Annotated in this window: 19 protein-coding genes; 10 read left to right on the top strand and 9 right to left on the bottom strand. The window is 69.9% G+C overall.

Going from position 1 to position 26,028, the window contains the following annotated elements; all coding sequences use genetic code 11:
• Positions 1 to 146 precede the first annotated feature (146 nt).
• Positions 147 to 1,259 carry a LacI family DNA-binding transcriptional regulator gene (locus ACGFNN_RS18735; RefSeq protein ID WP_362545438.1) on the bottom strand — a complete coding sequence of 371 codons (1,113 nt, stop codon included), beginning with the start codon at positions 1,257 to 1,259 and terminating at the stop codon, positions 147 to 149.
• A 403-nt stretch (positions 1,260 to 1,662) separates the two neighbouring features.
• On the opposite strand from ACGFNN_RS18735, the gene hisC reads away from it, so the two are divergent.
• From hisC to ACGFNN_RS18710, 5 genes are all read left to right on the top strand, one after another.
• Positions 1,663 to 2,742, top strand: coding sequence for a histidinol-phosphate transaminase (gene hisC, locus ACGFNN_RS18730; protein WP_393557176.1), 1,080 nt, complete (start codon positions 1,663 to 1,665; stop codon positions 2,740 to 2,742).
• 278 nt (positions 2,743 to 3,020) lie between these two features.
• A complete protein-coding gene (locus tag ACGFNN_RS18725; RefSeq protein ID WP_393557174.1) occupies positions 3,021 to 4,529 on the top strand; it encodes a cytochrome ubiquinol oxidase subunit I in 1,509 nt (502 codons plus the stop codon).
• Between the two features lie 19 nt (positions 4,530 to 4,548).
• Positions 4,549 to 5,550 (top strand): cytochrome d ubiquinol oxidase subunit II, encoded by a 1,002-nt coding sequence (gene cydB / locus ACGFNN_RS18720; RefSeq protein ID WP_362663187.1) that lies wholly within the window; start codon positions 4,549 to 4,551, stop codon positions 5,548 to 5,550.
• Between the two features lie 167 nt (positions 5,551 to 5,717).
• Complete coding sequence (gene cydD / locus ACGFNN_RS18715) at positions 5,718 to 9,266, top strand: thiol reductant ABC exporter subunit CydD (RefSeq protein ID WP_393557172.1); 3,549 nt, start codon at positions 5,718 to 5,720, stop codon at positions 9,264 to 9,266.
• A 59-nt stretch (positions 9,267 to 9,325) separates the two neighbouring features.
• Positions 9,326 to 11,026 (top strand): GAF domain-containing sensor histidine kinase, encoded by a 1,701-nt coding sequence (locus ACGFNN_RS18710; protein WP_393557170.1) that lies wholly within the window; start codon positions 9,326 to 9,328, stop codon positions 11,024 to 11,026.
• Between the two features lie 75 nt (positions 11,027 to 11,101).
• On the opposite strand, the gene ACGFNN_RS18705 is transcribed toward ACGFNN_RS18710, so the two are convergent.
• From ACGFNN_RS18705 to ACGFNN_RS18690, 4 genes are all read right to left on the bottom strand, one after another.
• Complete coding sequence (locus ACGFNN_RS18705; protein ID WP_393557168.1) at positions 11,102 to 11,944, bottom strand: Cof-type HAD-IIB family hydrolase; 843 nt, start codon at positions 11,942 to 11,944, stop codon at positions 11,102 to 11,104.
• Between the two features lie 215 nt (positions 11,945 to 12,159).
• Complete coding sequence (locus ACGFNN_RS18700) at positions 12,160 to 13,071, bottom strand: LLM class flavin-dependent oxidoreductase (RefSeq protein ID WP_393557166.1); 912 nt, start codon at positions 13,069 to 13,071, stop codon at positions 12,160 to 12,162.
• Between the two features lie 120 nt (positions 13,072 to 13,191).
• The gene (locus ACGFNN_RS18695) at positions 13,192 to 13,734 is read right to left on the bottom strand and encodes an RNA 2'-phosphotransferase (protein ID WP_393557165.1); all 543 of its coding nucleotides are present in this window, start codon (positions 13,732 to 13,734) and stop codon (positions 13,192 to 13,194) included.
• 349 nt (positions 13,735 to 14,083) lie between these two features.
• Positions 14,084 to 15,865: an SDR family oxidoreductase gene (locus tag ACGFNN_RS18690; RefSeq protein WP_393557163.1), complete on the bottom strand. Its 1,782-nt coding sequence runs from the start codon at positions 15,863 to 15,865 to the stop codon at positions 14,084 to 14,086.
• A gap of 389 nt (positions 15,866 to 16,254) precedes the next feature.
• Between ACGFNN_RS18690 and ACGFNN_RS18685 the strand changes: the two genes are divergently transcribed.
• The 5 genes from ACGFNN_RS18685 to ACGFNN_RS18665 all read left to right on the top strand — a co-directional run bounded on the left by ACGFNN_RS18685 (position 16,255) and on the right by ACGFNN_RS18665 (position 20,804).
• Positions 16,255 to 17,265, top strand: coding sequence for an ABC transporter ATP-binding protein (locus tag ACGFNN_RS18685; RefSeq protein WP_393557735.1), 1,011 nt, complete (start codon positions 16,255 to 16,257; stop codon positions 17,263 to 17,265).
• On the top strand, positions 17,255 to 18,172 hold the full coding sequence (locus ACGFNN_RS18680; RefSeq protein WP_393557161.1) for an ABC transporter permease: 918 nt from the start codon (positions 17,255 to 17,257) through the stop codon (positions 18,170 to 18,172). The genes ACGFNN_RS18685 and ACGFNN_RS18680 overlap by 11 nt, the downstream gene beginning before the upstream one ends.
• Positions 18,169 to 19,080 carry an ABC transporter ATP-binding protein gene (locus ACGFNN_RS18675; protein ID WP_393557159.1) on the top strand — a complete coding sequence of 304 codons (912 nt, stop codon included), beginning with the start codon at positions 18,169 to 18,171 and terminating at the stop codon, positions 19,078 to 19,080. The genes ACGFNN_RS18680 and ACGFNN_RS18675 overlap by 4 nt, the downstream gene beginning before the upstream one ends.
• A gap of 30 nt (positions 19,081 to 19,110) precedes the next feature.
• Positions 19,111 to 19,830: an ABC transporter permease gene (locus ACGFNN_RS18670; protein WP_393557157.1), complete on the top strand. Its 720-nt coding sequence runs from the start codon at positions 19,111 to 19,113 to the stop codon at positions 19,828 to 19,830.
• Between the two features lie 278 nt (positions 19,831 to 20,108).
• On the top strand, positions 20,109 to 20,804 hold the full coding sequence (locus ACGFNN_RS18665; protein WP_393557155.1) for a hypothetical protein: 696 nt from the start codon (positions 20,109 to 20,111) through the stop codon (positions 20,802 to 20,804).
• A gap of 95 nt (positions 20,805 to 20,899) precedes the next feature.
• On the opposite strand, the gene ACGFNN_RS18660 is transcribed toward ACGFNN_RS18665, so the two are convergent.
• The 4 genes from ACGFNN_RS18660 to efeB form a co-directional block, all read right to left on the bottom strand.
• Positions 20,900 to 21,715, bottom strand: coding sequence for an HAD family hydrolase (locus tag ACGFNN_RS18660; protein ID WP_393557153.1), 816 nt, complete (start codon positions 21,713 to 21,715; stop codon positions 20,900 to 20,902).
• The gene (gene serS / locus ACGFNN_RS18655) at positions 21,712 to 22,989 is read right to left on the bottom strand and encodes a serine--tRNA ligase (RefSeq protein ID WP_362545484.1); all 1,278 of its coding nucleotides are present in this window, start codon (positions 22,987 to 22,989) and stop codon (positions 21,712 to 21,714) included. Before serS ends, ACGFNN_RS18660 begins: the two co-directional genes overlap by 4 nt.
• Positions 22,990 to 23,735: 746 nt before the next feature.
• Complete coding sequence (gene pheA / locus ACGFNN_RS18650; RefSeq protein WP_362663159.1) at positions 23,736 to 24,671, bottom strand: prephenate dehydratase; 936 nt, start codon at positions 24,669 to 24,671, stop codon at positions 23,736 to 23,738.
• A gap of 39 nt (positions 24,672 to 24,710) precedes the next feature.
• Entirely contained in the window at positions 24,711 to 26,027 is a 1,317-nt protein-coding gene (efeB, locus tag ACGFNN_RS18645) for an iron uptake transporter deferrochelatase/peroxidase subunit (protein ID WP_393557151.1), read from the bottom strand.
• Between the last annotated feature and the right edge of the window lies 1 nt (position 26,028).

Here is a 26,028-nt window from a genome sequence, read left to right as displayed (position 1 = left end):
TACACCTGACGGGCCCTGCCTGGTAGTGGTGGTCCGCGGTGTCGTGCGCCCATCATAGGAATGCGGATCGTGCTGTGTGATGCACCAGGGGTGGTGAATCCGTGCGCGCTCCTGGTTCGTCGGCCGTTTGATCCGGAATAATCCGATCAGTCCCCGGCGGGGGATCTCGGTGGACTGACCGTGGTGCGCGGCGGACGCCGCTGCGACGAGGTCCGGACGATGAGTTCCGTCGGTATCACCCGCTCCACCGGGCCGTCGTGCTCGACCCCTTCGATGGCGTCGATGAGGAGCTGGACGACCGCTGTGCCGATTCTGCGGGGCTTCAGCGAGAGCGTCGTGATGGGGGGCTCCGTCGACGCGTACACGGTGGATTCGCTGCAGCAGACCAGCAGGAGGTCCTCGGGGACCCTGAGGCCGTAGCGGCGCGCGGCCGCGAGCAGATCGGTCCCGTTGGGGTCGAAGAGACCGTAGACGGCGTCCGGGCGGTCGGGGCGCGCCAGGAGGCGGTCGGCCGCGACCGCGCCCGCGCAGGGGTCGTGGGCCGGGTAGGACTCGTAGACCGGATCCTGGCCGACCCGCTCGCACCAGTGGAGGTAGGCGGACGTGGAGAGCCGGGTGTACGTGTCGGTGGTGGTGCCGGTCAGCAGCCCGATGCGGCGGGCTCCCGCGGCGGCGAGGTGGTCCAGGAGGTCGAGCACGGCGGCCCGGTGGTCGTTGTCGACCCAGGCGGTGACCGGGAGCGAGCCGGCCGGACGTCCGTCGGAGACGACGGGCAGCCCCTGTCGCACGAGTTCGGTGACCACCGGGTCCTGGTCGGAGGGGTCGACGACGACCGTTCCGTCGAGCGCGACGTTCGACCAGACGTCGTGGCGTGAGGTGGCGGGAAGGATCACCAGGGCGTAGCCGCGGGCCAGCGCGGCCGAGGTGGCGGCCCTGGCCATCTCCGCGAAGTAGGCGAACTCCGTGAAGGTGAAAGGTTCATCCCCGTACGTGGTCACCGTGAGGCCGATGAGGCCCGACTTGCCGGTACGGAGGGTCCGGGCAGCCGCGGACGGGCGGTAGCCCAGCCGCTCCGCGACCTCGCGGACATGGCGACGGGTGGCGTCCGGGAGTCTTCCCTTGCCGTTGAGGGCGTCGGACACGGTCGTGATGGAGACCCCGGCGGCCGCGGCCACATCACGGATCCCCGCCCGTCCCTGCCGGCCGCTGCGCCGGGGCGTCTCTGTCCGGCTCACCTGGTGCTTCCCTGCTGCTGTCATGGCGAGCCGATAGTAGGGCTCCCGCGCCGGGTCTGGCCGGTCGCATATGCGCACGTTGACAGGCACGTTTCTGCATGATCGTACTGCCCTAAATGCCTTGGTAATCAAGGGTGTTGGGGATCTCAGGGTCGATGTGTCATGCACCGACGCCGATGAACCTGCTGAATGGCTCACGTCTCGAAGAGGTCTCAACTCACCTGTTCGAGGGATGCGCGCCACGGAGTGAGCGACCGGCGCGCGCCATGGGGCCTGACGCTCCCCCCTTCCGGGGCCCGCCGGGGCGGTGCGTGACGGGTGTCTCCCGTCGTGGGGGCCGTTTTCGGCACACGGGCATTCGCACGGATGCCCAATCCTCTTAAGGTGAGCAGTATTGATGTGTACGGATGGTCGAGGAGGACCTGCGGTGAGCGAGACGAGCCCCAAGCTGCGCGCCGAGCTGGACGGCGTCCCTGCGTATGTACCGGGCAAGCCGGCGTCCGCGGAGGGACCGGTCGCCTTCAAGCTGTCCTCCAACGAGAACCCGTATCCCCCGCTGCCGGGTGTCATGGATTCGGTTCTCGCCGCGGCCGCGGACTTCAACCGCTACCCGGACATGGCCTGCACCGGCCTGATGAACGAACTGGCCGACCGTTTCGGCGTGCCGGTCTCGCACCTGGCGACGGGCACCGGATCGGTGGGCGTCGCCCAGCAGTTGCTCCAGGCGACGTCGGGGCCGGGTGACGAGGTCATCTACGCGTGGCGTTCGTTCGAGGCGTACCCGATCATCACGCAGATCAGCGGGGCGACCTCGGTCAAGGTGCCGCTGACCGCCGGTGAGGTGCACGATCTCGACGCCATGGCGGACGCGATCACCGACCGGACCCGGATGATCTTCGTGTGCAACCCGAACAACCCGACCGGCACGGTGGTGCGGCGGGCGGAGCTGGAGCGGTTCCTGGACCGCGTGCCGTCCGATGTCCTGGTGGTGCTCGACGAGGCGTACAAGGAGTTCATCCGGGACGCCGACGTGCCGGACGGCATCGAGATCTACCGGGACCGGCCCAACGTCGCCGTTCTCCGCACCTTCTCCAAGGCGTACGGCCTGGCCGGTCTGCGTGTCGGATTCGCGGTGGCGCACGAGCCCGTGGCGGCGGCGCTGCGCAAGACGGCCGTCCCGTTCGGGGTCAGCCAGGTCGCCCAGGACGCGGCGGTCGCCTCGCTGCGGGCCGAGGACGAGCTGCTGGGCCGGGTCGGATCGCTGGTCGCGGAGCGGGCCCGGGTGTACGAGGGGCTCGTGGGGCAGGGCTGGACCGTACCGGAGTCCCAGGCGAACTTCGTCTGGCTGCGGCTGGGGGAGCGGACGCTCGACTTCGCCGCCGTCTGCGAGCGGGCGGGCGTGGTCGTGCGGCCCTTCGCCGGTGAAGGGGTGCGGGTCACGATCGGGGAGGCCGAGGCCAACGACGTGTTCCTGAAGGTGGCCGAATCCTTCCGTCAGCAGGACTGACCGGCTGAGCCCGTCCGGCCTCCGGTGGCCCCGGACCTCGATCGTCGAGGTCCGGGGCTTTTGCGTGCGGGGAGCGAGGTCCCCGAGCGTGTCCGGATCGGGTGGACTCGGGCCGGTGCGGCCGGAAAGGGACCCCCGGGCGACGCTCTCGAAGGTGTGTGCGCCATAATGCTTGTGAATGTGAACGCGTTCACAAGCGTGCCCCGTTTCATCCCGTGATCCGGTGGATTAATGGGGCAAGCTGCGGCTGTGATCACGGCGACGTAAGGAGAAGCGGCGTGGACCTGGCTCTGGCACCGGAGACGCTGGCGCGATGGCAGTTCGGCATCACCACCGTCTACCACTTCCTGTTCGTCCCACTGACGATCTCTCTCGCCGCGCTCACCGCCGGCCTGCAGACCGCGTGGGTGCGCACGGAGAACGAGAAGTACCTCAGGGCGACGAAGTTCTGGGGCAAGCTCTTCCTGATCAACATCGCCATGGGTGTGGTCACCGGCATCGTGCAGGAGTTCCAGTTCGGGATGAACTGGTCCGACTACTCGCGGTTCGTCGGAGACGTCTTCGGCGCCCCGCTGGCCTTCGAGGCGTTGATCGCGTTCTTCTTCGAGTCGACCTTCATCGGGCTGTGGATCTTCGGCTGGGACAGGCTGCCCAAGAGGATCCATCTCGCCTGCATCTGGATGGTCTCCGTCGGCACGGTCCTCTCGGCGTTCTTCATCCTGGCGGCGAACAGCTGGATGCAGCACCCGGTCGGCTACCGCATCAACGAGGAACGCGGCCGGGCCGAACTGACCGACTTCTGGCACGTGCTCACGCAGAACACGGCGCTGGCCCAGTTCTTCCACACGATCACGGCGGCCTTCCTGGTCGGCGGCGCTTTCATGGTCGGCATCGCCGCCTTCCACCTGGCGCGCAAGCGCCACATCCCGGTGATGCGGACCTCGCTGCGGCTCGGACTGGTCACCGTGGTCATCGCCGGTCTCCTGACCGCGGTCAGCGGTGACGTCCTCGGCAAGGTGATGTTCAAGCAGCAGCCCATGAAGATGGCTGCCGCCGAGGCCCTGTGGGAAGGCCAGGACGGGGCACCCTTCTCGCTCTTCGCGGTGGGTGACGTCGCCAAGGGCCACAACACCGTCGAGGTCTCCATCCCGGGGATACTGTCCTTCCTCGCGGACGACAACTTCACCTCGTACGTGCCCGGCATCAACGACATCAACAAGGCGGAGCAGGAGAAGTACGGCCCCGGCGACTACCGGCCCAACATTCCGGTGGCGTTCTGGAGCTTCCGCTGGATGATCGGTTTCGGCATGGCCTCCTTCGGCCTCGGACTGCTGGGGCTCTGGCTGACCCGGAAGAAGTTCATGCTTCCCCCGGCCCTGCGTACCGGCGAGGACGAGGTACCGAATCTGGTCCTCCTCAAGAGCAAGGCGCTCAGCCCGAAGCTCACCAAGCTCTACTGGATCACCGCGCTGTGGACCATGCTCTTCCCGCTGATCGCCAACTCGTGGGGCTGGATCTTCACCGAGACGGGCCGTCAGCCGTGGGTGGTCTACGGGGTCTTCCAGACCCGCGACGCCGTCTCACCCGGCGTCTCGCAGGGCGAGGTCCTCACCTCGATGATCGTCTTCACCGTGCTCTACGCGGTGCTCGCCGTGATCGAGGTCAAGCTCCTCCTGAAGTACGTCAAAGCCGGTCCCCCGGAACTCAGCGAGGGCGACCTGAACCCGCCCACCCGGATCGGCGGCCACGACGAGGACGCCGACAAGCCGATGGCCTTCTCCTACTGAGATCAAGCGGAGCTGAGAGATGGAACTCCACGACGTCTGGTTCGTGCTCATCGCCGTTCTCTGGATCGGCTACTTCTTCCTGGAGGGATTCGACTTCGGCATCGGGGTCCTCACCAAGCTGCTGGCCAGGGACCGCAAGGAGCGGCGGGTTCTGATCAACACGATCGGGCCGGTCTGGGACGGCAACGAGGTGTGGCTGCTCACCGCGGGCGGTGCGACCTTCGCGGCCTTCCCGGAGTGGTACGCGACGCTCTTCTCCGGGTTCTACCTTCCGCTGCTGATCATTCTGCTCTGCCTGATCGTGCGCGGGGTGGCCTTCGAGTACCGCTCGAAGCGGACCGAGGAACGCTGGCAGACCAACTGGGAACACGCGATCTTCTGGACCTCGCTGATCCCCGCCTTCCTCTGGGGAGTGGCCTTCGGGAACATCGTCCGCGGGGTGAAGATCGACGCCGACATGGAGTACGTCGGCAACCTCTGGGACCTGCTCAACCCGTACGCCATCCTGGGCGGACTGGTCACGCTGCTCCTCTTCACCTTCCACGGGGCGGTGTTCGCCGGACTGAAGACCGTGGGCGACATCAGGGAGCGGGCCCGTGGGATGGCGCTCAAGCTCGGTCTGGGCAGCGCGGTCCTCGCACTGATCTTCCTGGTCTGGACCCAGGTGGAGAACGGCGACGGCACGAGTCTGGTGGCGATGTTCGTCGCGGTGGCCTCGCTGGTCGCCGCTATCGCCACGGTCGCCGCGGGACGCGAGGGCTGGTCCTTCGCCTTCTCGGGCGTGACCATCGCGGCGGCGGTGGCGATGCTCTTCCTGACGCTCTTCCCGAACGTCATGCCGTCCTCGTTGAACGACGCCTGGAGCCTGACGGTCACCAACGCCTCGTCCACCCCCTACACCCTCACGATCATGACCTGGTGCGCCGGGATCGCCACTCCGGTGGTGCTGCTCTACCAGGGCTGGACGTACTGGGTGTTCCGCAAGCGCATCGGTACGCACCACATCGCCGATGCGCACTGAAGGCCTCCGGGCGACGGCCGCTCCGGCGCGGCCCCGCCCCGGATCCGTACGCCAGGCCCTGCGCGGGCACCGGTCCACGGTGAAGGTGTCGATCTGCGGGCGCCGCACCGAATCCCGTGTCGCACGGGCCACGTACTCGACATGAGCTCACTGGGGAGCTGTTTCACGTGAAACCGATCGACCCGCGTCTCCTTCGGTACGCCCGGGCCACCCGGTTCTTCCTCGCGGCTGTCGTCGGCCTGGGACTGGTGGGAGCGGCGCTGGTCATCGCTCAGGCCATGCTCATCGCCGAGGTGGTGGTGGGTGGCTTCGAGGACGGCCTGTCAGCTGCCGGGCTTCGCACGCCCCTGCTGCTCCTCACGGGCGTGGCCCTCGGCCGGGCGTTCGTCGCCTGGCTGACCGAACTCGCGGCCCACCGGGCGAGCTCCGCGGTCAAGTCCGAACTGCGCGGCCGGCTCATGGAGCGAGCCTCAGGTCTCGGCCCCGCGTGGCTGGACGGGCAGCGGACGGGATCGCTGATCGCGCTGGCCACCCGAGGCGTGGACGCGCTGGACGACTACTTCTCGCGGTATCTCCCCCAGTTGGGCCTGGCGGTCGTCGTACCGGCGGCGGTGCTGGCCAGGATCGTCACCGAGGACTGGGTCTCAGCGGCGATCATCGTGGTGACCCTCCCGCTCATCCCGCTCTTCATGATCCTGATCGGCTGGGCCACACAGTCCCGGATGGACCGGCAGTGGCGGTTGCTCTCCCGGCTCTCCGGGCACTTCCTCGACGTGGTCGCCGGTCTGCCCACGCTGAAGGTCTTCGGCAGGGCCAAGGCCCAGGCCGAATCGATCCGGACCATCACCTCTCAGTACCGCCGGGCCACCCTGAGGACGCTCCGGATCGCCTTCCTCTCCTCGTTCGCCCTGGAACTCCTGGCGACCCTCTCCGTGGCCCTGGTCGCGGTGACGATCGGGATGCGGCTGGTCCACGGAGAGCTCGACCTCTACACGGGGCTGGTCGTCCTCATCCTGGCTCCCGAGGCCTACCTGCCCATCCGTCAGGTCGGTGCCCAGTACCACGCGGCGGCGGAAGGGCTCTCGGCCGCGGAGGAGATCTTCGGGGTGCTGGAGACCGAGCCGGCCGCCGTCGGTTCCCTGGACGTCCCGCACTCGCTGCGGCTGGAGTTGGAAGGCGTGACCGTCCGGCACCGTGGCCGGCGGGACCCCTCCCTGAGCGCCGTCTCGCTCACGGTGGAACCGGGTGAGACGGTCGCCCTGGTCGGACCCAGCGGGGTCGGCAAGTCCACCCTCCTCGACGTGGTGCTCGGTTTCACGCCGGCATCCGAGGGGCGGGTGCGGGTGGGCGGGACCGACCTGTCCGCCCTCTCCCCCGAACTCTGGCGCGAGAAGATCGCCTGGGTGCCGCAGCGGCCCCATCTTTTCGCCGGGACGATCGCCGAGAACGTACGGCTGGCGCGTCCTGACGCCGATGACCAGGCGGTCATGGCCGCGCTGCGCGAGGCCGGGGCCCACGACTTCGTGACGGCGCTGCCCGCCGGGGCCGGGACGGTGCTGGGCGAGGACGGGGCCGGACTCTCCGCGGGGCAGCGTCAGCGCCTCGCGCTGGCCCGGGCCTTCCTCGCCGATCGTCCCGTCCTGCTGCTCGACGAGCCGACGGCGAGCCTCGACGGCGAGACCGAGGCAGGCATCGTCGACGCGGTGAGGAGGCTCGCAGCGGGACGTACCGTCCTTCTGGTCGTCCACCGGCCCGCGCTGCTCCCGGTCGCCGACCGGGTGGTGGAGCTGCGTCCCGGGGCTGACGGGGTGGCATCCAAGGACGAGGCACCGGCCGGTGCGGGCTCGCCCGCGCCGGGCGCTCCGGGGCGCGACGCGTATGGAACGACGGGCGGATCAGAGGCCGGGGACACCGCTGAACTCCTCCGGGCCACCTCCCCCAGGGCCGGTGGCCGCGTACTGGCCAGGGTCCGGGACGCCGCCGGGCGGCAGCAGGGGAAGCTGGGGCTGGCGCTGCTCCTGGGCAGCCTGGCCGTGGGGTCTTCGGTAGGTCTCATGGCGGTCTCCGGATGGCTGATCTCACGCGCCTCCGAGCAGCCCCCGGTGATGTATCTGATGATCGCGGTGACGGCGACCCGCGCCTTCGGCATCGGGCGTGCCGTCTTCCGCTACGCCGAGCGTCTGGTCTCCCACGACGCGGTGCTCAGGATGCTCGCCGAGCTCAGGGTCGCTGTGTACCGGGGGCTGGAGCGGGTCGCGCCCGCCGGTCTACGGGTGACGAGGAGGGGCGACCTGCTGTCCCGGCTGGTGTCCGACGTGGACGCGCTGCAGGACTACTGGCTGCGCTGGCTGCTGCCCGTGGGCACGGCACTCGCGGTCGGGGCCTGTTCCGTCGCCTTCACCGGCTGGCTGCTGCCGGAGGCGGGCCTGGTCCTGGCGGCCGGTCTGCTGCTCGCCGGTGTGGCTGTTCCGTGGCTCGGCGGTGCCTTTGCCCGCCGGGCGGAGCGCCGCCTCGCCCCCGCCCGGGCCGCGCTGGCGGTCCGGGTCGCGGATCTGCTCGGCGGTACGGCCGAACTCACGGTCGCGGGCGCGCTGCCCGCCCGCAGGGAGCAGGTTCGGAAGGCGGACACCGTCCTCACACGCATCGCCTCCCGGGCGGCAGGGGCTACGGCTCTCGGCGGTGGCCTCTCCGCCCTGGTCTGTGGGCTCACGGTCGTGTGCGCCGCGGTGGTCGCCCTGCCGGCCGTGCTCGACGGACGGCTGGAGGGTGTGGAGCTCGCCGTCGTCGTCCTCACCCCGCTGGCCGCCTTCGAGGCCGTCACGGGGCTTCCGCTCGCCGTGCAGTACCGGCAGCGGGTCAGCCGGAGTGCGGAACGTGTCTTCGAGGTGCTCGACGCTCCGGTCCCCGTCGCCGAACCGGCCGTCCCGGCCGAGGCGCCTGCCTCGCCCTTCCCGCTGGAGGTGCGGGGCGTCTCGGCCCGGTACGAGGGTGCGGAGCGCGATGCCCTGCACCGCGTCGATCTGACGCTGCGTCCCGGTGAGCGGGTGGCCGTCGTCGGCATGTCGGGTTCGGGCAAGACCACACTGGCTCAGGTCCTGCTCCGCTTCCTGGACGCCGGGGAGGGCACGTACCGGCTCGGCGGTGTCGCGGCCGCAGACCTGGACGGTGACACGGTCCGGTCCTTCGTGGGGCTCTGCGCGCAGGACGCGCATGTCTTCGACAGCTCGGTGCGCGAGAACCTGCGGCTCGCCCGCACCGGCGCGACGGACGCCGAACTTCGGGAGGCCCTCGCCTCCGCGAGGCTGCTGGACTGGGTCCTGTCCCTGCCCGACGGCCTCGACTCGATGGTGGGCGAACACGGCGCCCGGCTGTCGGGCGGCCAGCGGCAGCGGCTGGCGCTCGCACGCGCGCTGCTCGCCGACTTCCCCGTGCTGGTGCTCGACGAGCCCGCGGAGCACCTGGACCTGGAGACGGCGGACGCGCTGACCGCTGATCTGCTGACCGCCACCGAGGGCCGCTCGACCGTACTGATCACCCACCGGCTGGCCGGTCTCGACGCGGTGGACGAGGTCATGGTGCTGGACTGCGGACGGATCGTGCAGCGGGGCGCATACGCGGACCTCGCGGCCCAGGAGGGGCCACTGCGCCGGATGCTCGAACGTGAGGAGGGGGCGGCAGGGCCCCGGCGCGTGGCAGCGGTGTCCGCGGGGTTCTGAGGGAGCGGATCCGGCATTACCGACTTTCCGGACCGTCGGGTGTTCATTAGGCTCGGCCCATGCCCGAGCAGGAGCGGAAGGAACCGTCCGGAGCCGCGCATCCCGCCGGCGGCCTGCGAGAGCTCTCCGCGGAACTGACCGCGCGGGTTCCCCAGCTTCTGGAGGCGACCCGGTCCTCCGGCACCGGTCTGGAACTCCGCTCCACGCTGGAGCGCATCTGCGAGACGGCGGCGGAGCTCGCCCATGCCCGGTACGCGGCCATCGGGGTGGTGGAGGCTCCGGGGGAGAGTCTCAGTGACTTCATCACGTACGGCGTGCCCGAGGAGGTCTCCCGGGCGATCGGCCGCCCGCCCGACGGGCACACCGGTCTCCTGGGGGCGCTCATCGAGGAAGGCGTGCCCATCAGGCTGGAAGACCTGGAAGCCGACCCGCGTTTCGCGGGCTTCCCGGCGGCCCACCCCCTGATGCACACCTTCCTGGGGGTTCCCATCCGCGTCCAGGGAGAGATCTTCGGCAACCTCTACGTGATGGGGAAGCTCGACGGCGAATCCTTCGGCGACGACGAACTGCACATGCTGCGGGTCCTGGCCACCGAGGCCGGCATCGCGATCGGCCACGCCCGGACGTACGAGGCGGCAAGGCAGCGCGGACGGTGGATCGACGGTTCGGTGGCCGTCACGACGGCTCTGCTCTCCGGAGGGGACGCCGACGAAGCGCTCACCGTCGTTGCCGAACAGGCGCGCAGGCTCGCGGACGCGGCCGCCGGAATCGTGCTGCTCCCCGCCGAGGGCGGCGGGATGGAGATCGTGGCCGTCGCGGGCGACCGGCCCTCCCGGTCACTTGGGGTGATCATTCCGCCGCAGAGTCCCGTGGTGGCGGCGCTGCTGAGGGGGGAGGAGGTGTTCCTCGAGGACTCTGCGACCGACCCCCGGCTGATCACCAGACTGGCCGAGAGGTTCGGACCGCACATGCTGCTACCCCTGCGCAGCGGTGGGCGCGTGCTGGGGGCTCTCTCCGTCCCGCGGGCACGGGGAGGCCGGCCGTTCACCCACGCGGAGCGGAGGCTGGCCGCTCACTTCGCCGCGCAGGCCGCCTTGGCCCTGAAGCTGGCCGAGAATCAGCGGGACCGGGAGAGGCTCGTCGTCTACGAGGACCGGGACCGGATCGCCAGGGACCTCCACGACCTCGTCATCCAGCGCCTGTTCACCACGGGGATCATGCTGGAGGGGGCTCAGCGCCGTACGTCCGTCCCCGCGGTGCGGGAGGGCATCGGACGGGCCGTGGACGAGCTGGATGTCACGATCCAGGAGATCCGTACTGCCATCTTCGCCCTGCAGCCGGAACAGGAGGAGGAGCCGTCCGGGCTGCGGACCAGGGTGCTGAGGGAGATCAACCTGGCGGCCGTGCCTCTGGGATTCACGCCGGATCACCGGTTCCTGGGCACGGTGGACTCGCTGGTGGGGGAGCCGGCGGGAAGGAACCTGATCGCGGCCCTGCGCGAGACGCTGTCCAACACGTTCCGTCACGCGGGAGCCTCCCGCGTCGAGGTGAGTGTGGACGCGACCGCCGTGCTGCCGGACGGCCGGGACGCGGTGCGGCTGACCGTCGTGGACGACGGGGTTGGCATTCCGGAGGGTGGGCGGCGCAGCGGGCTGCGCAACCTCGCCCGGCGTGCCGAGTCCCTGGGAGGTGCGAGCTGGTTCGGTCCGGGCACGCCGGGAGGCGGCGGCACGAAGGTGACCTGGCAGGTTCCGCTGTGACGGAAGGCCGGCTCCGGGCGCGGCGACCGTACCGGTGGTTCGCCGTGCTGCCGTGCCGCGGACCCGGCCGTGGCCTCAGCGCGCGGCGAGGATCCGTTCGATGACGACTGCCACGCCGTCCTCGTCGTTCGTCAGCGTCACGCCCGAGGCGGCGGCCATGGCGGCGGGGTGGGCGTTGCCCATGGCGAAGGAGGCGCCGGCCCAGCTCAGCATCTCCACGTCGTTGGGCATGTCCCCGAAGGCCACCACCTCGGCCGGACCGATCCCCCGCTCCGCGCAGCACTCGGCCAGGGTCCGGGCCTTGGAGACCCCGAGCCCGCTGATCTCCAGCAGGGCGGTCGGGCTGGACCGGGTGAAGGAGGCGCGGTCCCCCGCGATGTCGCGAGCGAGCGCGAGGAAGGCGTCCGGGGTCATCTCCGGGTGGTGGGCGAGGACCTTCAGGACAGGGGCCGCGGTGCCCGGGACCTCTTCGTGCAGCAGCTTCTCCGCGACGGCGACCGTGGCCCCCGGGTCCATGTGGAACGGCGGGTAGGCCGGCTCGTAGTGGATACCGGTGGTCAGCTCGACGGCGAACGACACACCGGGGGCGGCGTCTCGGAGGACGGCGACCACGTCGAGCGCGATCTCACGGCCCAGCGGATGGACCGTGACCAGACTGGCGTCGTGGAGGTCGGCGACGGCGGCACCGTTCGCGCAGATCGCCATGCCGTGCCCCTGGACCACGGGACTGACCACCTCCATCCAGCGCAGTGGCCTTCCGGTGACGAAGAAGACCTCGATCCCCGCCTCCTCGGCGGCCGACAGGGCGGCGATCGTGCGGTCGGACAAGGTCTTGTCGTCGCGCAGGAGAGTGCCGTCCAGGTCGGTGGCGATCAGCCGGGTAACGGCAGGCAGGGGCGAATCGGTCGCTGAGGTCACCCGCTCATTCTCCCGTACGGAGTCGCACGGGCGTGCAGAGGGGCGCACATCTGAGAGTGCGCGCCGCTGAACTGCGGTATCTGACAAAGGCATATGCCTTCGGCTCCGGGGGCTGCCAGGTCCCTGGTTCGTCGGGCCGGCCGTGGGCCCGGCGCCCGGTTCCGAGGGGAAGCACGGACGCCGGTGCAGCTTCGGACGGCGGCGGAGGCCGCCGGTCAGGTGAGCTGGGACAGCGCTTCGGTGGCGATCCGCTCGAACACCTTGGTGTCCGTATCGAAGACGGAGTCCGGTTCCGGCCAATGGACGACGATCTCGGTGAAGCCGAGCTCGAAATGGGTTCCGGCGAAGTCCACGAACGCGTCGAAGGAACGCAGCGGGCTGCCGGGGGTGAAGCCGGAGAGCAGGATCTTGTCCAGCCCGGCCACGTCCCGGCCCGCTTCCTCACAGGCCGCGCCGAGCCGGGAGAGCTGGCCGCCGATGGCCGCCACGGACTGCTCCGCGGTGCCGTCCTCGAACAGTTTCGGATCACCGGTGGTCACCCAGGCCTGGCCGTGCCGGGCCGCGAGCCTCATGCCGCGCGGACCGGTGGCGGCGACCGCGAAGGGGAGCCGGGGCCGCTGTACGCAGCCGGGGATGTTGCGGGCCTCGTTCGCTTTGTAGAACCGGCCCTCGTGCGTCACGGACGGTTCGGAGAGCAGTCGGTCGAGGAGCGGGACGAACTCGTCGAAGTGGTCGGCCCGCTCGCGCGGGGTCCAGGGCTCCTCGTCGCTCCCGCGCAGGGTGGTGGCGTCGAAGCCGTTGCCGCCGGCGCCGATACCTAGCGTGATCCGCCCGTCGGACACGTCGTCGAGCGTGATGAGGTCCTTGGCGAGCGTCACGGGATGCCGGAAGTTGGGCGAGGTCACGAGGGTGCCGAGGCGCATGCGCGTGGTGGCCGCGGCGGCGGCTGTCAGGGTGGGGACCGCCCCGAACCACGGTCCGTCCCGGAAGGTGCGCCAGGCCAGGTGGTCGTAGGTGTACGCGGCGTGGAATCCCAGCTCCTCGGCGCGCACCCACGGGGGCCGGCCTCCGTCGTGCCAGCGGCGGATGGGCAGGATCACGGTGCTCAGTCGGCGCGAGGTGGTCATGGCCACGACTCTACGGCGACGAGCGCGACGGCCTGCCGGGGCGCCCTGAGCAGCGGGACGACACCGCTCAGGACCGCGCCCCGCGGCGACCGGGCGGGTGGGCGCGGTGTCCCCGTACGGTCACCCGGAGAGGCGGAGGAAGGCGGGCGGTACGGCATCGGTGAGCCATACCCCGTTGGCGCTGACGTGGAAGACATGTCCGGCCCGGTGCATGGCACCCGCGTCCACCGTGAGGACGACCGGCTTCCCGCGGCGGGCCCCGACGCGGACGGCCGTCTCACGGTCGGGCGAGAGATGGACGTGGTGACGGTTCATGGGCCGCAGCCCCTCGGAGCGGATGGCGGCGAGGGAGCCACCCACGGTGCCGTGGTAGAGGTACGCGGGCGGCTCGGCCGGGGGCAGGCCGAGGTCGACCTCGACGGAGTGTCCCTGGTTCGCCCGGATGCGCTCACCGGCCACGGTGAAACGACGCTTGTCGTTCACCGCGACGACGTGATCGAGCTCCTGCCGGGTGATGGCGAACCCGTGTCGCGCGCAGGCGCGGAGCAGCTCGTCCACGGCCACCCAGCCGGCTGGATCAAGCTGGAGGCCGATCCGCCCCGGTTCGTGCCGAAGGTGTTTCGAGAGGTACTTGGACACCTTCACGGTGCGTCGCTCGTCCATCCGGTCAGAGTGCCCGCGACGCGGCCCGTGCCGCACCCCGATTTCACTCGATGTTGGCACTGTTCGAGCGTGAAGGAATGTTTGATCCACAGCCAACTTGCTTTATCCACAGGTATTTTGGCGATTCTGTGGACAAGTGCCGTCAGCTATGGGGTTTTTGACCAACTGTGTTGCAACATGCCCTATATGTCGAGCCTAAGGCTTTTCGCGCCTCAACTCGGCTGCGCGCGGTCACAGTCGCGGAACTGGCGCACCAGCAGCCCTGGTTGGTGTTCGGGGCGACGGCACACAGCAATACGCGCCTACCGCAGCAGACTTGACCACATCGACAGGCCAACTCCCACCGGTACTACAACGGCGGACGCAACCGCGCGACACCACGCAGCAGCCGTGGGCTGACCCGGTGCAGCAGCCGTGCTCCACGGGCTTCCGGCGTCACCGGCACCACGGCCCGGTTGTGCACCACGGCCTCCAGGACCGCGTGAGCGACCTTCTCCGCAGGGTAGTTGCGCCGAGCGTACAGCTCCGCCGTCCGTGATCGCAGGCGCGCTTCCTCCTCGGCGTCCGTCCCGGCGAAGTGCGCGCTTCCGGTGATCGCGGTGTTGACGAATCCCGGGCACACCGCCGTGACGCCGATCGAGCGCTCGGCGAGTTCGGCGCGCAGGCACTCGCTGAGCATCAGCACCGCCGCCTTGGAGGTGCCGTAGGCGGACAGCATCCGGGAGGGCTGATAGGCGGCAGCCGAGGCGATGTTGACGATGTGACCGCCCTGCCCGCGCTCCGCCATCTGCCGGCCGAAGATCCGGCAGCCGTGGATCACGCCCCACAGGTTCGTGTCGAGCACCCTTCGCCAGTCCTCGCCGGTGGTGTCGAGGAAGGAGCCGGCCAGTCCGATGCCCGCGTTGTTCACCAGGACGTCCAGGACGCCGTGTTCGGCCGCGATCCGCGCCGCCAGCTTCTCCATCGCCTGTTCGTCCGAGACATCGGTCACCTCGCCCCATGCCTCGGGTGCTCCGGCGGCGAGGGCGCGCTCCACCGTGCTCGCGAGGCCCTCGGCATCGCGGTCGACGACCACCACGCGGGCTCCGGCCTTCGCGAACGACAGTGCCGTGGCACGGCCGATGCCCGAAGCCGCGCCCGTGACCAGGACCAGCTGTCCGCCGAATCGCTGGGCATGACCGTGAGGGGCCGCGGTCGTGGATCGTCCGGGCGTGTCCGCCGCCTCCACGGAACCGCTCTCCACGTCCGTCACGAAGTCGCTGATCCAACGAGAGAGTTGGTCGGGCCTCGTGCGCGGGACCCAGTGCTTCGCCGGGATGGTCCGACGGATCAACCGGGGCACCCACGAGTCGAGTTCGTCATGGAGCGAGGGCGAGAGAAAGGCGTCGCCGGTCGGAGTGATCAGCTGCACCGGGACGTGCGCGTAGGCGTCCTCGCGTGGCCGGCGCAGGCGTGCCCTGATGTTGTCGCGGTAGAGCCAGGCGCCGTGTGCCGCGTCCTGGGGGAGCGAGGAGGTCGGGTACCCCTTCGTGGGAACCTTCTCCATCCGCCGCAGAATGCCGGGCCACTGCCTGCCCAGGGGCCCGCGCCAGGCCATCTCGGGCAGGACCGGGGTGTGCAGCGCGTACACGTACCAGGACTTGGCGCCCTGGCCGAGCAGTTGCCCCACACCGCGCGGGCTGGGCCGGGAGACGCGGCCCTTGATCCAGTGGCCGAAGTGGTCGAGCGACGGCCCCGACATCGAGGTGAACGAGGCGATCCGGCCCTGCGTCCGCTCCACCGTCGCGAACTCCCAGGCCTGGACCGAACCCCAGTCGTGGCCGACCACGTGGACCGGCCGGTCGGGGCTCACCTCGTGCGCGACGGCGAGGAAGTCGTCGGTCAGCTTCTCCAGCGTGAAACCGCCGCGCAGTGGACGGGGAGCGGTCGATCTGCCGTGACCGCGTACGTCGTAGAGGACGACGTGCCACCGGCTGGCGAGGCGTCCGGCGACCTCGGACCAGACCTCCTTGCTGTCCGGGTAGCCGTGGACGAGCACGATCGTCGGCCGGGAGCGGTCTCCCAACTCGGCCACGCACAGGTCGATTCCACCCGTACGCACCCGGCGCTCGCGCGCCTCTCGCAGGTCCATGCCGCCTCCTCGTCCGCTGCCGGAGTCGCGTTACGCACCCGACCGCCGTCGCGGTACTCGTCCGTAACGTGACACCGGTGCAATCTGGCAACCGGCCTCCTGTCGCGTCAAGAGGGGGCCCGAACCTGTGGACGAGACCCTGTGGAGAAGGTGCTCACACCGCTAGGTCTCCGGTACGGCGGGCGGGACCGCTCCGTGACCGGGAGGCAAGCGGACCCGGACCACTGGCCGGGTCGGTGCGCCGAGGCGGGGACCCCCTGGCCCCCTTACAGGCCCGGGCGGGCACCCCCTGACCCCTTACGGGCCCGTACGCCTCGAGTCGGACGCGGATACAGCCGTCTGGTCTGACGACTGCCCGGACTCCTGCCACTACCTTCGAACACGTGACTGTGATCGCAACCGAAAGCCTGAGCAAGCGGTTCCCGAGGGTGACCGCTCTTGACCGGCTCTCCCTGGACATCGGACCCGGTGTGACCGGCCTGGTGGGTTCCAACGGAGCCGGCAAGTCCACACTGATCAAGATCCTGCTGGGTCTGTCCCCCGCCACCGAGGGCCGGGCCGCGGTGCTCGGGCTGGACGTCGCCACCGAGGGGTCGGCCATCCGGGAGCGGGTCGGGTACATGCCCGAGCACGACTGCCTGCCGCCCGACGTCTCGGCCACCGAGTTCGTCGTGCACATGGCCCGGATGTCCGGGCTGCCGCCCACCGCCGCCCGCGAGCGCACCGCGGACACCCTGCGCCACGTCGGTCTGTACGAGGAGCGTTACCGCCCCATCGGCGGGTACTCGACCGGCATGAAGCAGCGGGTGAAACTGGCCCAGGCGCTGGTCCACGACCCGAAGCTGGTCCTGCTCGACGAGCCGACGAACGGCCTCGACCCGGTCGGCCGTGACGAGATGCTCGGACTGATCCGCCGGGTCCACTCCGACTTCGGCATCTCGGTGCTGGTCACCTCGCACCTCCTGGGCGAGCTCGAACGGACCTGTGACCACGTCGTCGTCATCGACGGCGGAACACTGCTGCGTTCCAGCTCCACCAGCGACTTCACCCGTAGCACCACGACGTTGGCCGTCGAGGTGACCGACAGCGACACCCACCCGGACGGTGCGGACGCCCTGCGCCGGGAGCTCGTCGTCGCGGGTGTCTCGCTCGTGGGCCACGACGGATCGGAGGCCGAAGCGCTGCCGGGAGCGGGGCACATCCTCCTGGTCGAGGCGGAGAGCGAGGAGACGTACGACCTGATCCGCGACACCGTCGCCCGGCTGGGCCTCGGGCTCGTGCGGATGGAGCAGAGGCGCCACCACATCGCCGAGGTCTTCCGAGCCGACGCGTCACGGCCGGCCACCGCCGTGACGGCGGGAGTCGTACAGCAGAAGGGGAGCGTCCGGGATGAGCACTGAGACAACGACGTCCGGGACCGTGGGCGGGGGCGACACCTCCCGGATCCACAACATCGGCTACCGCTCCTACGACGGGGTGCGTCTCGGCCGGGCGTACGCGCGCCGCTCGCTGTACGTGCAGTCCCTGCGGGGCTCGTTCGGGCTGGGCAGGTCCGCCAGGTCGAAGGTGCTGCCGATGCTGCTGTGCGGGGTGATGTGCCTGGTGGCGCTGGTCCTGGTGGCCGTCGCCATCGCCACGCCCAACATGACGAAACTCCCGATCAAGTACACGGACTTCGCGATCTACCTGCAGGCCGTGATCGGGCTGTTCATCGCCTCGCAGGCCCCCCAATCCGTGTCCAGGGACCTCCGCTTCAAGAGCGTGCCGCTCTATTTCTCCCGGCCGATCGAACGCGTCGACTACGTGGTCGCCAAGTTCGCCGCCATGGCGTCGGCCCTGCTCATCCTCACTGGCCTCCCCCTGGTCATCCTCTACGCGGGCGCGCTGCTGGCCAAGTTCGACCTCGCCGACCAGACGAAGGGCTTCGGACAGGGGATGGTCTCGGTGGCACTGCTCTCCGTGCTGTTCGCCGGACTCGGTCTGGTGGTCGCCGCCCTGACACCCCGCAGGGGCTTCGGGGTCGCCGCTGTGATCGCCGTGCTCACGATCACCTACGGAGCGGTCTCCACCGTCCAGGCGATCGCCTGGCAGACGGGCTCGCCCGGTGCGGTGTCCTGGCTGGGGCTGTTCTCGCCCATCACCCTGATCGACGGGGTGCAGACCGCCTTCCTCGGCGCGGCCTCCGCCTTCCCGGGCGGAGAGGGGCCGGGCGCGGCCGCCGGTGTGGTCTATCTGATCGTCGTCCTCGCGCTCGTGGCCGGCTCGTACGCCGTACTGATGCGCCGCTACCGGAGGGTCGGACTGTGACCACCATCGAGATCGACCACACCTCCCGCTGGTTCGGAAACGTGGTCGCGGTCAACGACGTCAGCATGACGGTGGGCCCCGGAGTCACCGGGCTGCTCGGCCCCAACGGAGCCGGCAAGTCCACGCTGATCAACATGATGGCCGGTTTCCTCGCGCCGTCGACCGGCGCGGTGACGCTGGACGGCGCGCCGATCTGGCGCAACGAGGCGGTCTACAAGGCGATCGGAATCGTGCCGGAGCGGGAAGGGATGTACGACTTCCTGACCGGCCGCGAGTTCGTCGTCGCCAACGCCGAGCTGCACGGGCTCGGTGACGCGGCCGCGCACAAGGCACTGGCGACGGTCGAGATGGAGTACGCCCAGGACCGCAAGATCGCGACGTACAGCAAGGGCATGCGCCAGCGGGTGAAGATGGCGTCCGCGCTGGTCCACGACCCTTCGGTGCTGCTCCTCGACGAGCCCTTCAACGGAATGGACCCGCGCCAGCGGATGCAGCTGATGGACCTGCTGCGCCGGATGGGCGCGGAGGGCCGCACGGTGCTCTTCTCCTCGCACATCCTCGAGGAGGTCGAGCAGCTCGCCTCGCACATCGAGGTGATCGTGGCGGGCCGGCACGCCGCTTCCGGGGACTTCCGGAAGATCCGCCGGCTGATGACCGACCGGCCCCACCGCTACCTCGTACGGTCCAGCGACGACCGGGCCCTCGCGGCCGCGCTCATCGCGGACCCCTCGACGGCGGGTATCCAGGTCGACGTGTCGGAACGGGCGCTGCTCATCCAGGCGGTGGACTTCGGGCGGTTCACGACGCTGCTGCCCGCGGTGGCACGCGAGCACGGCATCCGGCTGCTCACGGTCTCCCCGTCCGACGAGTCCCTCGAATCGGTCTTTTCCTACCTCGTAACGGCCTGAGTAGTGGCCGATAAGGAGCTGTGAAGCGTCATGTACGACCCCACAGTCGCCCGGCTCACCTACCGGGCACTGCTCGGCCGGCGCCGGGCCGCCATCCTGTTCGTCCTGCCGGTCCTCCTGGTGGCCATCGCCGTGGCGGTGCGGGCGTTCGCCGGAGCCGATGACGGCGTCGCGTCGGGGGTGCTGGGCGGTTTCGCCATCGCCACGATGGTCCCGCTGATCGGCGTCATCGCGGGCACGGGTGCCATCGGGCCGGAGATCGACGACGGGTCGATCGTCTACCTGCTCGCCAAGCCGGTGAAGCGGCCGACGATCATCTTCACCAAGCTGATCGTCGCCATCGGCGTGACAATGCTGTTCTCCGCGCTGCCGACGCTCGTCGCCGGGCTGATCCTCAACGGCAACGGCGGGCAGATCGCCGTGGCGTACACGATCGCCGCCCTTGTCGCCTCCATCGCGTACAGCGCGTTGTTCCTGCTGCTGGGCACGATCAGCAGGCACGCGGTGGTCCTCGGCCTGGTCTACGCGCTCGTGTGGGAGGCCCTCTTCGGCAGTCTGGTGCCGGGAGCCAGGACGCTGAGCGTGCAGCAGTGGTCCCTCTCGGTCGCCGAGAAGGTCGCGGGCGACGGCCTGGTCACCTCGGACGTCGGACTGCCGCTCGCGACGGTGCTGCTGGCCGGGGTCACCGTGGTGGCCACGTGGTACGCGGGCCAGAAGCTGCGGGCGCTCAAGCTCGCCGGCGAGGAGTGACCGGAAGGATCCCGCGCAACCCCCGTCCGACGGGCGGGGGTTCTTCCATGGGTGCGGGACAAATGGCGTAACCATGTGCTTATCGGTTCGTTGGGCGGGGTGCGTGGAGGCAACTGGAATCCGTGGCGTCGAGCTTTCGTGAATTCGGGGAATGCCGGCGGCGGGTGTCGTGCCCGCCCGGCCGGTCATCGAGTGAGTGGCAACCGTGAGCGTCCTCCGCCCTCGCAGCCCGGGGAAAGGGCGCCCATCGCCGTACCCGCGCACGAAAGGCATCTCCCATGCCCACGGAAGTCGCCCTGCTCGAATCCCACGCCCTGCGTGCCGAGCAGATGGGGCGCGTCGAAGCTCTCGACAAGGTCAAGAGCCTTGTCATGCTCCCTGACGGAATTCACCTTCGCACAGAAGAGGTAGCCCGTTACTTCGAAGTATCCACAGAGGCCGTCAAGAAGGTGACCCAGCGCCATCGTGCTGAGGTCGAAGCGAACGGGCTCAGGCTTCTCCGAGGCTCTGAGCTGCGCATCTTCCATAGGGACATGATGTCCCTATGGGGAGGGGCGGAGGAGGGAAGTTATCCACAGGCGGCCACCAGGCTCACCCTCTACACCCGCAGGACCGTGCTCAACATCGCGATGCTTCTTCGCGACAGCGACATCGCCTGCAGTGTCCGGACCCATCTGCTCGACGCGGAGGAGGACCTCAGGGCCTCGTACGTCTCGCTCGAACGGCGGGTCACCCGCATCGAGGGCTGCCTCGCCGGTGTGGGCAGCGCGCTGCAGGAACTGGGACCGGTGCTCGGCCGCATGTCGCAGCGGCTCGACGTCATCGACCGGAAGGCGGACGTCACCCATCAGGTCATCGGTGCCCTCAGCGTCAGGCTCACCGACGTCTCCCAGGACGTCGTCCGGCTGGACGCCCGGTTGAGCGAACTCGCCCGTCTGCTGCGGGAGGTGGGGGGCGGTAGGCGCGCCGGTTGATCGGCCGGGGACCGCAGGCGGCCCGTCCGGGTTCCCGGGCTGCCGCTCGTCCCCTGGTCCCCGGCGAACCGCCGCCGGGGACCAGGGGACGAGCGCTACGGGCGCGAGGGGGTACGCAGGAGCTCTTCCAGCACCAGCGCGATGCCGTCGTGCTCGTTCGAAGCGGTGATCTCGTGCGCCACGGCCTTCAGGTCGTCGTGCGCGTTGGCCATGGCGACCCCGTGCCGCGCCCAGCCGAACATGGGGACGTCGTTCGGCATGTCGCCGAAGGCCAGCGTGTCCGAGGCCTTGAGCCCAAGTCGGCGTGCGGCCAGCGAGAGGCCCGTCGCCTTGCTGAGACCCAGCGGCAGGATCTCGACGACACCCGGGCCCGCCATGACGACGTTCACCAGGCTGCCCACGGCCTGGCGTGCGGCGTGCGCCAGGGCGTCGTCGTTGAGCTCCGGGTGCTGGATGTAGACCTTGTTGAGCGGAGCGGTCCACATCTCGGCGGGGTCGTTCATGAAGACCGCGGGCAGCGGCCCTTCCTGCACCCGGTACCCCGGACCGACCAGCACCTCTCCCTCGAGCCCGTCACGGCTCGCCGCCAGCGCCAGCGGACCGACCTCCGCCTCGATCTTGGACAGCGCCAGCCCGGCGAGCTGCCGGTCCAGGGTCAGCGAGGTCAGCAGCTTGTGCTCGCCCGCGTGGTAGACCTGCGCGCCCTGTCCGCACACCGCGAGGCCCTCGTATCCGAGGTCGTCCAGGATGTGCCTGGTCCACGGAACCGCCCGGCCGGTGACGACGATGTGCGCCGCACCGGCCGCGGTCACCGTGGCCAGCGCCTCCCGGGTGCGGGGGGAGACGGTGTGGTCGTCGCGCAGCAGGGTGCCGTCGAGGTCGGTCGCGACGAGCTTGTAGGGGAAGCTCACTTGGAGACCGGCTCCAGAAGCTCGCGACCGCCCAGGTACGGGCGGAGGACCTCGGGCACGCGCACCGAGCCGTCGGGGAGCTGGTGGTTCTCCAGGATCGCCACGATGGTGCGCGGGACGGCGCAGAGCGTGCCGTTCAGCGTGGCCAGCGGCTGGACCTTCTTCCCGTCGCGCATGCGGACGGAGAGCCTGCGTGCCTGGAACCCGTCGCAGTTGGACGCGGACGTCAGCTCGCGGTACTTGCCCTGGGTCGGGATCCACGCCTCGCAGTCGAACTTCCGCGACGCGGACGCGCCCAGGTCACCGGTGGCGACATCGATCACCTGGAACGGAAGCTCCAGGCCGGTGAGCCACTGCTTCTCCCACTCGAGGAGCCTGCGGTGCTCGGCCTCGGCGTCGGCCGGGTCGACGTACGAGAACATCTCGACCTTGTCGAACTGGTGGACACGGAAGATTCCCCGGGTGTCCTTGCCGTACGTGCCCGCCTCCCGGCGGAAGCACGGGGAGAAGCCGGCGTACCGCAGCGGCAGCTTGTCGGCCTCGATGATCTCGTCCATGTGGTACGCGGCGAGAGGAACCTCGGAGGTGCCGACGAGGTAGTAGTCGTCCTTCTCCAGGTGGTAGACGTTCTCCGCGGCCTGGCCGAGGAATCCCGTGCCCTCCATGGCGCGCGGGCGCACCAGGGCGGGCGTCAGCATGGGGGTGAAGCCGGCCTCGGTGGCCTGGGCGATCGCCGCGTTGACCAGGGCCAGCTCCAGCAGCGCGCCGACGCCGGTCAGGTAGTAGAAGCGCGAGCCGGACACCTTGGCCCCGCGCTCCATGTCGATGGCGCCCAACGCCTCGCCGAGTTCCAGGTGGTCCTTCGGCTCGAAGCCTTCCGCACCGAAGTCGCGGATGGTGCCGTGGGTCTCCAGGACGACGAAGTCCTCCTCGCCGCCGACCGGCACGTCCTCGTGGACGACGTTGCCGAGCAGCAGGAGCAGGCGCTTGGCTTCGGCGTCGGCCTCGTCCTGCGCGGCGTCGGCCGCCTTGACCTCGGCCTTCAGCTGGTCGGCCTTCTTGAGGAGCTCGGCGCGCTCCTCGGGGGTGGCCTTGGGGATCAGCTTTCCGAGCGACTTCTGCTCGGATCGGAGATCGTCGAAGCGGACGCCGGACGACCTGCGCAGCTCGTCGGCGGAGAGCAGGGCGTCGACGAGGGCGACGTCCTCTCCACGGGCGCGCTGGGAGGCGCGAACACGGTCGGGGTCCTCACGGAGCAGGCGAAGGTCAATCACCCCACAAGGCTACCGGTGCGGGGGTCCGCCACTCGAACCGATATCGATGAGCGTGGCGCTTTGCCCGTATTGCCTGAATTGATAATTCTGAGTGGAATCCAGGGCGAGGGGCGTGGATCGCCGATTAAGGATCTCACCGCTCGAAGGGAATGCGGGGCCCTCCGGCCCGCATATCCCTTCCGCAGGCCCGCCGGCTCGGCGTCTCCGGGGGCGTTGTCCACAGGTTCGCATTGATCGAATTAGTTATCCACAGGCTGTGAGGGAGGGGCTGTGGATCTGGAGGAGATCGTTCCGAATCGCCCATCTCGCTGCACGGATTCGCGACTCAAACCCGATCCGCGCACTCATTCGGGTGCCATTCGGGTGGGAATCCCCGTCTCAATGAGTTGATCAACGTAATTCCGGGACACGGGCGATCTTGTGCCCCCATGGGGGATGCGGGAGTGCTGGGGTGATTTGTCGACCATGTCATGGCGAGGTGTCGACTTGTCCCCAGGCGACATGAGGCGCCTGTGGATAACTCCGGCCCTCCTGTGTGAAACGAAAATACGTAGGTAGGACCGGGAGTTGGTGCGTGCGGGATCCACCGGCCGTTTCACGACCGGTCACCTCTTCTCCGGCCGCACGCCAGGGCCGCTCTCAGCCGCTGTCGCCCGCGCGTCCCGGGCCGGGCGACCCGGGTGGCGCGGTGGGCAACGGGAGGTTCCCCGCGAGGCACAGGCCCGGCGGGAGGTTCACCGAAGGGCTCAGGCCCGGCCGTCCTGGCTCCGGGCAAGCCAGTCCGACGCCTCGGTGAAGTCCGTGTCGGACGTACCGATACGCAGCGGGCTCACCTCGTCGGGCGTCACGCCCGCCCGCGGGTACGAGCCCAGGAAGCGCACGTTCGGGCAGATCCGCTTCAGCCCCATCAGCGCCTCGCCCACCCGGCGGTCCGCGATGTGCCCCTCCGCGTCCACGGCGAAGCAGTAGTTCCCGATGCCCTCCCCGGTCGGCCGGGACTGGATCAGCATCAGGTTGACCCCGCGTACGGCGAATTCCTGGAGCAGTTCGAGGAGCGCGCCCGGATGGTCGTCGCCGAGCCAGATGACCACGGACGTCTTGTCGGCTCCGGTGGGTGCCGACGGCCTGGCCGGGCGTCCCACCAGCACGAAGCGGGTCTGGGCGTTCTCCGCGTCGTGGATCTCCGTCACCAGCGGTTCCAGACCGTAGGTGGCCGCGGCGAACTCGCCCGCGAAGGCCGCGTCGTAGCGCCCCTCCTGAACCAGCCGCGCACCGTCCGCGTTGGACGCGGCCGACTCCCACACCGCGTTCGGCAGATGGTCCGCCATCCAGTTGCGCACCTGGGGCTGGGCCGCGGGGTGGGCCGTGACGGTCTTGATGTCCGACAGCTTCGTCCCGGGGCGCACCAGCAGCGCGAAGGTGATCGAGAGCAGCACCTCGCGGTAGATCATCAGCGGGGCGCCGGTGGTCAGCTCGTCGAGAGTCGCGCTGATGCCGCCCTCGACGGAGTTCTCGATGGGGACGAGCGCGGCCGCGGCCTCGCCGTTGCGCACCGCGTCGAGCGCGGCCGGCACCGAGACCATGGGGACGAGTTCACGGGTGGCGGCTTCGGGGAGAGTGCGGAGGGCCACCTCGGTGAAGGTGCCTTCGGGACCGAGATAGGCGTAGCGCGTGGCTGACATACGGTCACCCTAATGGCCCGGAGGACGGGCCCGTGCGCCTCACGCCTCCAGCAGCCGCTGCCCCACGTACTCCCCGGACGCCGGCCCTCCGGGTACGGCGAAGAGGCCGCTCGCCTCGTGCCGGATGAACGGCGAGAGCGCGTCCCCCCGGTCGAGCTTGCGCTGGACGGGAATGAAGCCCCTGAACGGATCGGCCTGCCAGCAGACGAAGAGCAGTCCGGCGTCCGGGGTCCCGTCGTCGGCGATGCCGTCGTGGTACGAGAACGGGCGCCTCAGCATCGCGGCCCCGCCGTTCTTCTCGGGGGAGGAGATCCTGGCGTGCGCGTTGGCGGGGATCAGCGGCTTGCCGTCCGGCCCCGCCTTCTCCAGGTCCATGGCGGTGTCCTCGGTCCCGCCGCTGAGCGGGGCGCCGTCCGCCTTACGCCGGCCGATGACCTGTTCCTGGCGTTCGACCGTCAGTCCCTCCCAGTCGTCCAGCAGCATCCTGATCCTGCGGACCACGGCGTACGAACCGCCCTCCATCCAGGCGTACGCCGGTGAGCCGCCGGTGGGGACGAAGATCCGCTCCTCGAAGTCGCTGTCGTCCGGCGCGGGATTGTTGGTTCCGTCCACCTGCCCCATGAGATTGCGCGTGGTCATCGGCCGGGCGGTGGCACCCGGTGCGCGGTTGAAGCCGTTCATCTGCCACCGGACGCGGGCAGCCGAACCCGCCTCCTTCTGGAGGGCGCGCAGCGCGTGGAAGGCGACGAGCGAGTCGTCCGCGCCGACCTGCACCCAGAGATCGCCCTCGGAGCGCTTGGCGTCGAGCCGGTCGGAGGAGAAGGCCGGCAACGGGTCCAGGGACGGCGGCCGATGGCCGGTGAGGCCCGTGCGGGAGAAGAAGGTCCGTCCGAAACCGAAGGTGACCGTCAGGGACGACGGTCCGGCGTCGAGGGCCACTCCGGTGTCGTGCTCCCCACCGCCCGCGACCGGTTCCCCGGCCATCAGACGTTCTGCCACGGCCGACCAGCGCCGCATCAGGGCGGCCGCCTCCTTGCGGCCCGAGCCGGGCGTCAGGTCGAAGGCGACCAGATGCCCACGTGCCTGAAGCGGAGTGGTGATCCCCGCTTGATGTTTCCCGTGAAACATCGCCTCGGTCGAGCCGACCGTGGTCAGAGCCGTCGGCGCTTCACTCCGGGTCGCGGCGTAGCCGCCCGCTCCGCCTGCCGCGCCCAGGACGAGCCCCGCCGCCCCGGCGGCTCCGGCGCTGCCGATCAGCCGCCTCCGGGAGACACCGCCGGGCGCCTCGGGAACCGGCTGTCCGCGACGGATGCCGGAGCCACGGACCTGGGTACGGTCGTCCTTCTTCTTGCTCATC

Source organism: Streptomyces sp. NPDC048590, from assembly GCF_043199535.1.
GTDB lineage: Bacteria > Actinomycetota > Actinomycetes > Streptomycetales > Streptomycetaceae > Streptomyces.
The sequence above is the reverse complement of the archived record's forward strand: the minus strand, read 5'-3'. Positions and strand labels throughout refer to the sequence as shown.